The organism is Synechococcus sp. WC101 (assembly GCF_047461555.1).
Classification (GTDB): Bacteria; Cyanobacteriota; Cyanobacteriia; order Thermostichales; family Thermostichaceae; genus Thermostichus.
This window is the reverse complement of record NZ_JANSHG010000078.1, coordinates 1-11,693: the sequence shown is the minus strand read 5'-3', so window position 1 is coordinate 11,693 and position 11,693 is coordinate 1. Positions and strand designations below refer to the sequence as shown.

Here is an 11,693-nt window from a genome sequence, read left to right as displayed (position 1 = left end):
AGCGCCGCCGATCTGGCCATGGCCTATACCCCGGGCGTGGGTCGGGTGGCGCTGGAAATTGCCGCCGATCCCAGCGCTGTGTATGAATACACCATCAAGGGCAATTGCGTTGGCATCGTAACCGATGGCAGCGCCGTGCTGGGCCTGGGGAATATCGGCCCGGAGGCGGCTCTGCCAGTGATGGAGGGAAAAGCAGCCCTGTTCAAACGCTTTGCTGATATCGATGCTTTCCCGCTCTGCCTGGCCACCCAGGAGGTGGGGGAAATTGTGGAGACGGTGGTGCGCCTGGCGCCGGGGTTTGGCGGCTTCAACCTGGAGGACATCAGCGCCCCCCGCTGCTTTGCCATCGAGTTGCAGCTCAAGGCCCGTCTCAACCTGCCGGTGTTCCACGACGATCAGCATGGCACCGCCATTGTGGTGCTGGCAGCGTTGTTGAATGCCTTGAAGGTGGTTAAAAAAAGCCTAGAGGAGGTGCGCATTGTCCTCAACGGGGCAGGAGCAGCCGGTATTGCGGTAACTCAACTGCTGCGACGGGCCGGGGCCAGACATATCCTGGTCTGCGACCGCCAAGGGATCCTCAGCCGCTCCCGCGCCGACCTCACCCCCGAGAAAGCTGCCGTTGCCGTTGAGGAGAGCGGATCCCTGGCAGAGGCTTTGGTGGGAGCAGATGTGTTCATCGGGGTGAGCGTGGCCAATGCTTTGACACCAGAGATGGTGGAGAAAATGGCGCCGGATCCCATTGTCTTTGCCTTGGCCAACCCGGTGCCAGAGATCCAGCCCGAGCTGGTGGCAGATCGAGTCGCCGTGATGGCCACCGGGCGCAGCGACTACCCCAACCAGATCAACAATGTGCTGGCCTTCCCAGGGGTGTTCCGCGGCGCTCTCGATTGCCGCGCCAAGCAGATCAACACTGAGATGTGCCTGGCTGCCGCCCAGGCCATTGCCAATTTGATCCCACCGGAAGATTTGGATCCCCAGTGGATCATTCCCTCGGTCTTCGATGGGCGGGTAGTTCCTCAGGTGGCTGCCGCCGTGATCCAAGCTGCCCGCCAAACAGGAGTGGCCGGGATCCCTTGAGGGTTCCCCCTGGCCAAAAGCGGGTGGAAGGCAGCAGGCCTCAGCTAGAAGCCGCAGGAGCCCCGCACTGTACCCCCCTCAATCCCCCCGCCCCCCTGCCCCCCGTATACGGGGGGTTGGGGGGGGAAGGGGGGCGGTCGGAGCCGGGTAGTTTACGATTTGCTTTTGCGGAGATCCGCACTATCAAATTGCTCTATCCACAACTCCCAGCAATCGGCGCGCCGGTTGCAAAGTTGCTCAAGATATTTGCAATAAGATCTTTGGGCTCTGACAGAGTTAACCGGAGACTTGCTTGTTATTTTTGTTACAAGATCGGGGATCCTCTCTACCTAGAGTCGAGGAAGCCGGACTAAGTCCTGATAGGCTGGAGGAAAGTTTGGGATCCCTGCCATGTTCTACTTGCCGGTCTCGCTGTTGCTGTTTTTGATGCTGGTGCTGCTGCTGCCTTTCCTCTGGCTGGGGCTGGCGGTGGATGTGGTGGCGTTAGCGGTGGGCAAGTTGGGGTTCTCGCGGGAGGGGGCGCTGTTGCTGCTGCTGGCTATCCTGGCGGGCAGCTCGGTCAATATTCCCCTGTATCGTGTGAAGTGCGAGGTAACGCTGGTGGAAGACCTGGCCAGCCTGTGGATACGGCAATTTTGGGGGATCCCGTTGGCCAAGATCTCTCAGGAGACCGTGGTTGCTCTGAACGTGGGCGGGGGGCTGATCCCGGTGCTCTTGGCCCTGTATCAATTTGGCCGGGCCGATGGGCTGTTGATCCTGGCCGTAACGGCGCTGGTGACTGTGGTCAGCTACTATGCTTCCCACGTGGTGCCCGGAATCGGCATTCAGATGAATCCCTTGACCGCCCCGGCTACGGCAGCCTTGGCCGCCATGTTCTGGGCTGGAGATCAGGCGCCGGCGGTGGCCTTTGCTGGCGGGGTTTTGGGCACGGTGATCGGAGCGGATCTGCTGCACTTGCCGGAGGTGCTGCGGCGCAATTGCTCGGGCATTCTCAGCATTGGCGGGGCCGGGGTTTTCGATGGCATTGCTCTCTGTGGCCTGTTTGCCCTGTTGCTGAGCTAAACCAGCAAATAGGTGAGGGAAAGGGTAACAGCCTGGCCGGGATCCAGCCAGCGCAAGTCGGGATCCCCTTCGGGGGCACGCTGGGTCAACTCCTCGAGGAGAATTTGCGTCCATTCCAGCGGCCCATTGAGCAACAGCGGCGAACGGGCTACCCCCAGCTTGCGGGCCATGGTTTTGAGGGCTTCCAAGCTGGCCGACAAGGGGCGAGTGCTGGCCACAAACAGCAGCTCGGTCAGCCCCTGGGCATGGCAGGTGAGCAGATCGGGATTGACGGCAGAGCGCGAATTGCCAGCCATCTCAGGCAGAGGTGGCAAAGTCAGGCTGCTCTTGGCCTCCAGGCGCAGCGGCAGGGCAAAGTCCTCCTGGGGCATGGGGGCCAGCAGGTGCAGTTGCCCGCTGGAATCGACCATCAACAGGTACCCGAACAGATCCTGCTCGCCCTCGTTGCGCAGAGTGAGATAGAGGGGATCCCCGCGCATAAAGCGTGGCATGCCTGGCTCGCCAGGAGCAGCGGCCCCTTGGGCAAGCCGTGACCCCCGCAAGGGTTTGCCCTTGGTGGACAATTCCCCCACCACCGCCAGCGGCGAGATTGCCGCGTTGAGGGTAGCCCGCAGGCGCTTGGCCGCCAGCAGATGGGCCAGACGGGGCACCAGCCGCTGCACTGCCGTAGCGGCAGCTTCCCCAGCCGGCCCGCAGGAATTGAGCAGCAATTCTCGCCCCGGCCAAAAGAGGCTGTAGCTGTTGACTTCCAGGGGTTTGGGCAGAGCGTCCAATTGAAAGGCGGCGGCCATTTCGGGGGTGATGCGGCCCAGCAGGCAATCCACCTGGCGCTCGCGCGGGTTGGCCGTCTCCATCCAGCTGTAGCCGGCGATGGCGTTGGTCAGATCTACTTTTTCAACGCGGCCTAAGTTGTCTTCCAGACCCACCAAAAGCTTGAGGCTGCTGGAGAGGCTGCGCAACTGCTCCCGCACCAGCGTGCCCACGGGGGGAAATTGACCTTCCCCGTTGGCCGGCTGCACCTGTGCCAACAGGCCGCTGCGAGAACGAATCAGCAGCGGCACCGGCGAGGCGGTGGAAGGCTCGGCAGCAATGGGAACCAAAAGAGTACCTGGCTGCAAGCCGCAGAGTGCCGCCGGTGGGATCCCACCCAGCCATACCTGGGCCCGATTCCCCTTCACTTCCTGGATGGCGCCGCTGACTCCCACCTGAGGGGGGGTGAGGAAGTAGGGCGGGATGCGCCGAGCCGTTTCTTTGCCCTCCAGGATGGGGCGCTGACAAGCAAACAGGCCCAGCTCCCGCTGACCGGCCACTTGGTTGAAGGCTATCAGCAGGCGGGTGGCAGGTGTGGTCTCCCACAGGTACTGCGTCAACAGGTAGGTGAGTATCCCTGCATGAAATCCCGGCCAAGCGGCTTCTGCCGCCAAATCTTGGGGGGTGGTGGCGGCAATTAACAACCCCTTGGGCGGAGAGGGCCAAATCTGCTGCACTTCACCAGAAGGCAGGCGACCGGGAGCCACCGCCTCTGGGGAGGTAGAGGCTACTTCCTTGGGGACTTTCGGCGGGCGGGAGCGCAGTTGCAAGTTGCCCCGTACTGCGGGTGCAACATAGGTAAAGCCACAATCGAGTACGGTCGTGAGCTGGGCTGTGCCCAAGCTTTGCACAAGCTGGAAAAAGCGCTCCAGACCCATAGCCGCCGCTTCTTCAGGGCCAGCCAACAGCAGCGCCGGCTGCCAGCGCTCGGGCGAAGATCCCGCCCGCCATTGGCCGTAGCCGCTAAACTGCACCACTACCGTTTCAGCCGTCTGACTTGCACTTCCCAAGTGCTCGGCAAAGGCTGACTGGATCGCGCTTGAAGTGGCAGCTCCATCGGTGAGGATGAGAATGTCTGCCGGGTCAAAGCCAAAGCGATACCGCAGCAGCTCCCGCTGCAGCTCCACATCCGTGACACACCCCTGTAACGGGGATCCCTCGCCGGGGTAGCGGTTAATGCCTATCAAGAGAGCCAACTTGCGGGAGCTGGCCGCCAAAGCTTGCCCGTAGCGCTCAGCCTGACCCACCAACCAGCCGGGAGAGAGACCAAGGCCGGCAGCAACCAGGAGTAACTTTTGTAGAAAAGACCGCCTTTCCATGTCAACCCTGTGGGCTGCCTCGCTGGCGTAACAGCCACCCTGTTGGCGAACGAGCCACAGCTCAACTCTGCACCGGATCTGTTGCTGCCTATTTCAGGATATCCCCACCCCTCCAGCTTTTTCGAGGGATCGGGTGACAGTTTTTGGCGTTTCGTTTACATTCTTGGCGGGATCCCGCCTCAAGTCCTTTCCGTCTGGGGATACCGACGCCAAGGCCGCTTAGGAGTTCAGCTAGAAACGGCAGGAGGCCCGCCCTTTTCCTCCTGTACACGGGGGATACGGGAGCGTGTCAATCAACAGCCGCGCAGCAAAACAGAGCGTTGGCGGTCGAACAGTTGGGCGTTTTCTCAACTGAGGCAGTTTCTGCACTCCAAGGCGGTGGGGCCGGGGTCAAGGTTGTGGTGGTGCCGCCTGCCGACAGTTTGCAAACCGGCCACCGATGTTTATGGCTTGGCCAGCAGGAAGGGAAGCGTTTTCGTTGTGTGAACCCGGCCTGGGGCTGGGAAGGGGAGGCAGATTTTAACGGTGCCAATGTGATTGCGGTTTTGGGGGCTGCTGTAAGCCGGCCTGCCCCCCGTACACGGGGGGTGTGGGGGGCCCTTGGTTGGCTTGCCAACTGCAGGGCTACCCAAAGCCTGCACTCTATGTGTCAGCATGAGTGCGGGCAATTTACAAAATAGGGCAAGTGAGCCCCCCGTTCCGGCCAATGGCAGCGGAGGAAAGGGATCACGATGAACCCAGCCAAAACTAGACAGCACAGGCTGTAGTAGAGGTGAAAGCTCCCGATGGGATCCACCTGTTCCACTACCCCTCCTCCCAGGGATCCCAGCGCTAGAGCCAGGATATTGTTCAAAGCATGGGCCAGGATGGGTAAGCTCAAGGAGCGTGCTTTCAGGTAGAGCAGCCCCATCACCAGGCCAAACACCGTCAGCCCAAGTGGGTTAGGGTGCAGTAGGCCAAAGACCACGGAAGAAGCCAGCAGGCCTCTGTCAAGCCCCCACTTGAGGCTCCAGCGGTGGAGCAAAATGCCGCGAAACAGCCATTCCTCCGTTATGGGGGCCACCACTGCAATCGAGAGCCAGCGCAACCCCTGGTACACCTGCGGCCAGGCTGTCTCCCCCTCCTCTTCCCCCAGGGAGTCCAGCATCGACTCCGCCAGCTCCGGGAAAGACAGCGACACCCAGTAGAGCATCAGCAAAGTGGTGCCCATGGAGAGCACAACCAAAGCCGGCACTACCCGCAGCAGGGATCCCCAGGGAATCGCAGCTCGCCAGTTGCCCCACAGCCGCCTCATCTGCAAATGGGCTCGTCGCCCGCGCTGCCAGCTCCAGATACAAGTGAGCACAAACGTGACGCAATAGACAACGTAGGCCAGCACCGGATCGTCCGAGGGCAGAGGCAACAGCCTGGCCAAAGCGACAACCCCCAGACCCACCCCCCCGTTGATCGACAGGAAAGCCAGCAGCAGATAGCGGGCCTTCAGCGCTGAAAATCCGGCTGAACCCGGCTCGGCAGGCGGCAAGGCGGGGGATCTAGACATAAAAAAGTAAGAGGTAGGAGTTTTCCCATCTTATAAGGGTGGGGGAGAGAGCACCGACTTTGGAAAGCCAATCCTCCGGGCAAGCTACCTCGTGGAAGGGGAAAGCCCCCCTCTTCAAAGGGAGAGGAGGTCACTGCTTGCGCTGAATCCAATAGGTGGTAAATAGCTCGCCACTGGCCTGTTTCTGGATTTTGCCCCCCAAGTCGGCGATGCGCCGCTCCCACTCCTGTAGGGGCGTGAGAATCGGCTCGCTGCCTTTGAAGAGCTCAATCAACCCCCACTGTTCGGCCCACACAGACTCAGGATTGACCACTTCGATAATCACTGGCGCAGCCGGACGCAACACCCGCCTCAGTTCTGCCCAAACCGCGTCAAAGTAGTCTATCGGGTAGTAGTACAAAAATCCTGTAGCAATGGCCAGATCGAACTGCTCTGGCCCGTAGTTTTCCAGGTGATGGGCGGATCCCTGCTGCATCGACTTGAACAGCTTGGAGTTAAGCTGCGGTGCCCGCGAGCGCACAAAGCGCACGATCCCCCCGCTCAGCTCATGGCCGTAAAAGTAGGCCTGCCAATCGTTCCAGGGATAGGTCAGGAAACTCACTCCACAGCCCAGATCCAAGCAGGCTTCCCGCTTTTTGGGGGCGCGCAATTGCCAAAAGGGGATCCCCAGGCGTTCCTGGAGGTGATCCCGCTTTTGGGCTTGCCAAAAGGGCAACTGTTCCAGGTCGGGGGGAAGTTGCCAACTGGCCCGACCCAACTGCACCTCCAGCTCCCGGTTGAAGCGGGCGGCTACGGCGGCAAGATAGGGATCCCAGCGTTCCCCGCTTTGCGGTAGCTCCATCTTTGGCCGGCTCTGTTGTGGAGGCTTGGGCGCTTAACTGGCCTTTAACCTAGACTACCAGGAGGCCCGGCCCATAGGCCCCCGGCTGCAGGGATCCATTGACCCAACTGTAGCTGCCGAGGATGGTGCCGGCGGGGACTTGAGCTTGGGAGCCCAAGCGCGTGTAAGCGCCGATGTAGCAGGGCGCGTGCAATTGAACGTCAGGGTGGATCTCGGCGGTCTTGTGAACCCATACCCCTGGCGCCCGTTCTTCCACATCCTCGAGAGGGAAATCCCTCATCCGGCTCAGGAGAATGTCCAGTTGGCCGTGGTAGTAGCTGGCCGGCGTGCCCAGATCCCGCCAGTAGCCAGTGTGCAGGTAGGCTTGCAGCCGTCGCCCCTGCCGCAGCAAGTCGGGGAAGATACGCCGCTCGAAGCTGAGGGGATCCCCGCTGGGGTAGTCTTTGAAAATAGCCGGATCGAGGACATAGGTACCAGCGTTGATGGTGTTGGTGGTGAGGGTGAGGGCTTCGGCAGCAGTGGGCTTTTCCCGAAAGGATTGGATCCGGCCCCCTTCCCCTACCTCCACCAGGCCGTAGGCGGTGACGTCCTCCACCTGGGCGAGGGTGAGGGTGGCGACGGCCCCGCTCTGCAGGTGGCAGTGTATCAAATCTAATAAATCCAGATCGGTGAGGATATCGGCATTGAAGACCACTAAGGGATCCCCGCTGAAGTAGGGTTGGGCCAGCACCAAAGCCCCTGCCGTATCCAGCGGTGTTTCCTCGACGATGTAGCGGAGCTTTACCCCCCAGGCAGCGCCATCTCCTAGGGCAGCCTCGATTTGCCTGCCCAAGTACCCAACGCTCAACAGGATGTCCGTCAAGCCAGCTCGACGGCAGCGGCCAATGAGCCAGTGCAAAAAAGGTACCTCCAACAGGGGCAGCAACGGCTTTGGCTGCCATAGGGTCAAAGGTCGTAAGCGAGTTCCCTGCCCCCCTGCCAGAATTACCGCCTGCATAGCTGTCCCCAACCCATTTTCCCAGCCTAGATGGTAGGGGAAAAGGATCCAGCCTGCCACAGCCAACTGGCTGAGGCCAGAGGCAGGGAGAGCCCCCCTTTGCCGCTGTTCTGCTGGGCAGCGAAGGCCCGCTAGGCTGGCGGCGACGGCTGGGGATCCCGGCAGGCGGCCAGGATGGCCTGGGCAGCCAACTGGCCAGAGAGGGTGGCTCCTTCCATGCTGTCGATGTAGTCCTGGGCGGTGTAGCTGCCGGCAAGGAAGAAGTTGGGCACGGGAGTTTTCTGCGGCGGCCGATAGGGCTCCATGCCCGGCGCCTCGCGGTAGAGGGAGTGGGCCAGCTTGACCACGCTGTACCAGGTCATGTTCAGTTGCCGCGAGGAGGGAAAGAGCTCATGCACTTGGTGCAGCACGTGCTGGGCAATGGCCTCGTTGGACATGGAGATAAAGGGATCCCCGGGCGTAAGCACGCATTGCAGCAGGGATCCCTGGCCGGGTTTGTAGTAGTCAGCAGGGCTGGTGAGGGCGAGATCGGCAAAGCAGGAGAAATCGGCATCGGCAGTGTAGAGGAGGTTGTCGATGCCAAGCGGCTGGGGATAGTCGACGGCGCGTTTGGCTTGGCCCTGGGGATTTAGCTCCGTCACCCAGCCGTCGAAGCGCAACTGCACCGTGGCAACCGGCACCGAGTCCAGCTTGTAGAGGTTGTCGAACTGGGGCCACTGCCGCCACACCTGGGGGATCAAGCGTTTCGCCCCTTCTACCGCCGTTGCACATACATACACATCCGCCTCCACGCGCTCGCCGTTGGCCAAAACCAGGCCGGTTACCGCGTAGGGGGGGGAGTCGCTGACTTCAATGCGGCCGACCCCCCGCCGGGTATGAACCTGACCGCCGCGGGCTTGCAGGTAGCGGACGATGGGTTGGGTAAGGTAATTGTCCGGGGATCCCTTGAGGAGGTTGAGCTTGGAGGCATCGGTTTTGCTGGCAAACATCTGAAAAATGGTCAGCATGCAGCGGGCGGAAATCTGCTCCGTATCGATGAAGCCCAGGGCATAGGCAATCGGGTTCCACATCCGCTTCAGGCTGGCCTCGGATCCCCCGTGGCGGCGGAACCACTCGGCAAAGCTCATCCGATCCAAAGCGCGAATCTGCCGCATCGCCCCCTCGTAGTCCAGCAGGCCGCGAATCAGAGGGCTGGTGCCCAGCGCCAGGGCGTTGCGCAGCTTATCGGCCCAAGAGAGCTGCTCGGTGGCAAAAAAAGCCTTGAGGCCGTTGAAGGGCGCCCCTAGCGGGAAGCGAAAATCGAGGCTGGCCACCTGCCCCCCGCGGTTGACAAAGGTGTGGGTGTGTTGCTTGGGCAGCAGGTTCTCGTAGGCCCCCACCTTCTTCATCAGGGCAAACAGGTTGCTGTAGTTGCAGAAAAAAACGTGCAGCCCCATCTCGATGTGGTTGCCCTCGGCATCCTGCCAGGAGCCCACCTTGCCGCCCACAAAGGGCCGCGCCTCGTAGATCTGCACCTGGTGCCCCGCTTCCACCAAATCCACCCCTGTGACCAAGCCGGCCAACCCGGCCCCGATAATGGCTACCCGCATCGTGATCCCCTCAAATGAGCTCAGCCAAAGGCTGAGGCAACTGCAAAGAAAGATAAACTTCTCTCATTCTGGAACAAAATGCGCCAGGGATCCCTGGCTTGACAAACGACCGCAAAACTTGCCATGATAGATGTCCGATGCGGATGTAGCTCAGTGGTAGAGCTTCTCGTTGCCAACGAGACGGTCGCGCGTTCGAATCGCGTCATCCGCTTTTCGATCCCTCACCCCCGTCCCCTCTCCCCTTGGGAGAGGGGAGGTGTTAGCGCTTGTAGAAGGTCTCCAGGCTGTGGCGGTCGCCCACAAAGCGCCAGTGCCAAGGTTCGTAGTTCACCCCCTGCGGATTGTTTCTGGGGAAAGACAGCTCAAAGCCAAAACGGGCGGCATTTCTCTCCAGCCACCGGAAGGCAGGGGTGGTCTCAAAGGCTTCTTGAGTGTCCCACTGAGGAAACTGGGCATCGCCAATATCAATGGCGTAGCCGGTGTGGTGCTCGCTGTAGCCGGGGGGAGCGCTGAGCGCAGCCCGTTCTTCCGGTCGCAAGGCTCGCGATTGGGCCAGTTGAAAAAACAAAAACTCCTGCTCCGCTATCGAGCGAAACCCAGAGATAGGGACAAGGCGGATCCCGTCGGCTTGGGCTGCTTCACTCATGCGCAGGTAGCTCTCGGCAGCCGCCTGGCGCAGGCGCACCTCTCGACCGTGGTAGCTGCCCACCACCCGTAGGCTATCTGCGGGGGCCTCGGAATAGGCATAGTGCCCCAGCAGCGAGACCCGCTCATTCTGCTCAGTTGGCTGCGCCAGAGGGGGCTGACCGGCTTTTTCGAGGACTGGGGAATCTGCTGGGGATCCCGCCAATCTCTCCAGCCACCACGCCATCCAGAGCAGCAAGCCAACTATGGCCAGCCCTACGCCCAGCCACAGGCCCCACGAAGCTGAGGAACCTTGCGCTTTTTCCGCACCAGATGGCTGGCGACGCGCAACCGGAATGTCGTCGTTCATGCGCAAGGGCTGGGATCTCAGAGAGGAACCGAAGAGATTTTACAAACCCAAGTCGGCCAAAATATCGCGGGCGTGGGTTTCGGTGTTGATGTTCTGATAGACCTTGGCAATTTTGCCCTCGGCGTCGATGACGTAGGTCACCCGCTTGGCGTAGCCGCCTCCATCCACATCGTAGGCGCGGGCGATCACCCCACTGGTATCCACCAGCAGAGGGAAAGGCAAGTTGTACTTCTCGGCAAACTTTTGGTGAGAGGCCTGGTCGTCCATGCTCACCCCCAACACCACCACGTTTTTGCTTTGATAATCAGCGTAGGCGTCGCGGAAGCCGCAGGCCTCTTTGGTGCAGCCAGGGGTGTCGTCTTTAGGGTAAAAGTAGAGGACAACGGTTTTCCCGGTAAAATCAGCCAGAGAAACTTGGTTGCCGTGGGTGTCGGTCGTGTTGAACCCTGGAGCAACGGTGCCAACAGCGAGAACCATAGACAGGTGACCTGAAGAGTGCAAGAGAGAAAGCTGCCCTCAGCATTTTCTTCAGCCCTGGTCGTCTCTGTCAAGCTGTTGCCGGCCCCGACCCGGCTGCCCGTTGCAACTCGACCACCAGCTCTTGGAACTCCACTGCCAGCCTAGAAGGCAGCCGTCGCCCCAGGATCTCCGCCAGCGACCGGTAGTACCACAGGGATCCCTCTTTGCCGCCGGAGAAGCGCTCCCAGAGCTGATCCCCCAGTTGGCGAAAGTCGCGTAGGATGCAGCGGACGTTGTGCAGCTTGTCGGAGGCGGCCACCAGCAAAACCGAGGCATCTGCGGTTTCCAAGTGCTTGAGATAGGCCACTTTGCGCTCTTTCCAGTCTTCTTTGGGCTCGCCCAGGGAGCTATCGCTGTCGGTGTCCGTGCATCCCAGGACGATCTGCAGCACCCGTTCTCCGAAGTGCTCCCGCAGCTCCCGTTCAATCTGAGCCCGCGGCTCGCCGCTGTAGCGGGGGCCATCCTCCAGGCTGTCGTGGAGGAGGGCAGCAATGGCCTCATCTTCGTCGGCGCCATGCTCCAGGGCGATGGACGCCACCGCCAGCAGGTGGCTGAGGTAGGGGATCCTTGTTCCCTTGCGGGTTTGAGCGGCATGCCAGCGGTAGGCGTAGCGCATGGCCTCGGCAAACCGCGGCGTCAACTGGGTAGACATAGGTATCTCTCCGGTCGAGGTTGGCAGTTGAGGGGATTGGTATTGGTAGGAAATCGTATCCAGAAAGCGTCTATTCCAAACCAAGCTTTGACCTGGTTGCCGAGCGGCACTCTGACTTTTGCTTCTTGGAACTTAAGCCACTTTTTCGGGTATGCTACTGAGAACATCCCCTTCTTACGGTAGCGCGGCAGGTTTGGTCTTAAACTCATTCCTTCTTGCCAGGAGAGCCTCAGCTTTTTCTTAGAGCTACTGAGTGCCTCAGCTACAGACTTACACGTCTGTTGTGCGGCGGA

At 60.9% G+C, this 11,693-nt stretch carries 10 protein-coding genes and 1 tRNA gene; 3 read left to right on the top strand and 8 right to left on the bottom strand.

Annotation, left to right across the window (positions count from 1 at the left end):
- Both NW809_RS06980 and NW809_RS06975 read left to right on the top strand, forming a co-directional pair.
- Nucleotides 1-1,077 (top strand): NAD(P)-dependent malic enzyme (locus NW809_RS06980; RefSeq protein WP_414401792.1); only part of this gene is annotated, 1,077 nt, incomplete at its 5' end.
- Nucleotides 1,078-1,467: 390 nt separating this feature from the next.
- Nucleotides 1,468-2,139 carry a DUF1614 domain-containing protein gene (locus NW809_RS06975; protein WP_011429559.1) on the top strand — a complete coding sequence of 224 codons (672 nt, stop codon included), beginning with the start codon at nucleotides 1,468-1,470 and terminating at the stop codon, nucleotides 2,137-2,139.
- On the opposite strand, the gene NW809_RS06970 is transcribed toward NW809_RS06975, so the two are convergent.
- From NW809_RS06970 to zds, 5 genes are all read right to left on the bottom strand, one after another.
- Nucleotides 2,136-4,268: a caspase family protein gene (locus NW809_RS06970; RefSeq protein ID WP_011429560.1), complete on the bottom strand. Its 2,133-nt coding sequence runs from the start codon at nucleotides 4,266-4,268 to the stop codon at nucleotides 2,136-2,138. The two genes, NW809_RS06975 and NW809_RS06970, sit on opposite strands and share 4 nt — an antisense overlap.
- Before the next feature lie 649 nt (nucleotides 4,269-4,917).
- Nucleotides 4,918-5,808: a lysostaphin resistance A-like protein gene (locus NW809_RS06965; protein ID WP_414389892.1), complete on the bottom strand. Its 891-nt coding sequence runs from the start codon at nucleotides 5,806-5,808 to the stop codon at nucleotides 4,918-4,920.
- A 130-nt stretch (nucleotides 5,809-5,938) separates the two neighbouring features.
- Entirely contained in the window at nucleotides 5,939-6,649 is a 711-nt protein-coding gene (locus tag NW809_RS06960; protein WP_011429562.1) for a class I SAM-dependent methyltransferase, read from the bottom strand.
- Nucleotides 6,650-6,698: 49 nt separating this feature from the next.
- Complete coding sequence (locus NW809_RS06955; protein ID WP_414401791.1) at nucleotides 6,699-7,646, bottom strand: sugar phosphate nucleotidyltransferase; 948 nt, start codon at nucleotides 7,644-7,646, stop codon at nucleotides 6,699-6,701.
- A gap of 131 nt (nucleotides 7,647-7,777) precedes the next feature.
- Nucleotides 7,778-9,235: a 9,9'-di-cis-zeta-carotene desaturase gene (gene zds / locus NW809_RS06950; protein WP_414401790.1), complete on the bottom strand. Its 1,458-nt coding sequence runs from the start codon at nucleotides 9,233-9,235 to the stop codon at nucleotides 7,778-7,780.
- A gap of 139 nt (nucleotides 9,236-9,374) precedes the next feature.
- Here zds and NW809_RS06945 point away from each other — a divergent pair.
- Nucleotides 9,375-9,446 (top strand) — tRNA-Gly (locus NW809_RS06945).
- 48 nt (nucleotides 9,447-9,494) lie between these two features.
- Here NW809_RS06945 and NW809_RS06940 read toward each other — a convergent pair.
- The 3 genes from NW809_RS06940 to NW809_RS06930 all read right to left on the bottom strand — a co-directional run bounded on the left by NW809_RS06940 (nucleotide 9,495) and on the right by NW809_RS06930 (nucleotide 11,400).
- The gene (locus tag NW809_RS06940) at nucleotides 9,495-10,229 is read right to left on the bottom strand and encodes a D-alanyl-D-alanine carboxypeptidase family protein (RefSeq protein ID WP_414389884.1); all 735 of its coding nucleotides are present in this window, start codon (nucleotides 10,227-10,229) and stop codon (nucleotides 9,495-9,497) included.
- 39 nt (nucleotides 10,230-10,268) lie between these two features.
- The gene (locus tag NW809_RS06935; protein WP_011429567.1) at nucleotides 10,269-10,706 is read right to left on the bottom strand and encodes a peroxiredoxin; all 438 of its coding nucleotides are present in this window, start codon (nucleotides 10,704-10,706) and stop codon (nucleotides 10,269-10,271) included.
- 70 nt (nucleotides 10,707-10,776) lie between these two features.
- Entirely contained in the window at nucleotides 10,777-11,400 is a 624-nt protein-coding gene (locus tag NW809_RS06930) for an HD domain-containing protein (protein WP_011429568.1), read from the bottom strand.
- Nucleotides 11,401-11,693: the final 293 nt, after the last annotated feature.

Excerpts from the sequence above, each read along its gene's own strand:
- NW809_RS06975 (WP_011429559.1), top strand. The coding sequence starts at position 1,468 with ATGTTCTACTTGCCGGTCTCGCTGTTGCTGTTTTTGATGCTGGTGCTG.
- NW809_RS06970 (WP_011429560.1), bottom strand. The coding sequence starts at position 4,268 with ATGGAAAGGCGGTCTTTTCTACAAAAGTTACTCCTGGTTGCTGCCGGC.
- NW809_RS06965 (WP_414389892.1), bottom strand. The coding sequence starts at position 5,808 with ATGTCTAGATCCCCCGCCTTGCCGCCTGCCGAGCCGGGTTCAGCCGGA.
- NW809_RS06960 (WP_011429562.1), bottom strand. The coding sequence starts at position 6,649 with ATGGAGCTACCGCAAAGCGGGGAACGCTGGGATCCCTATCTTGCCGCC.
- NW809_RS06955 (WP_414401791.1), bottom strand. The coding sequence starts at position 7,646 with ATGCAGGCGGTAATTCTGGCAGGGGGGCAGGGAACTCGCTTACGACCT.
- zds (WP_414401790.1), bottom strand. The coding sequence starts at position 9,235 with ATGCGGGTAGCCATTATCGGGGCCGGGTTGGCCGGCTTGGTCACAGGG.
- NW809_RS06940 (WP_414389884.1), bottom strand. The coding sequence starts at position 10,229 with ATGAACGACGACATTCCGGTTGCGCGTCGCCAGCCATCTGGTGCGGAA.
- NW809_RS06935 (WP_011429567.1), bottom strand. The coding sequence starts at position 10,706 with ATGGTTCTCGCTGTTGGCACCGTTGCTCCAGGGTTCAACACGACCGAC.
- NW809_RS06930 (WP_011429568.1), bottom strand. The coding sequence starts at position 11,400 with ATGTCTACCCAGTTGACGCCGCGGTTTGCCGAGGCCATGCGCTACGCC.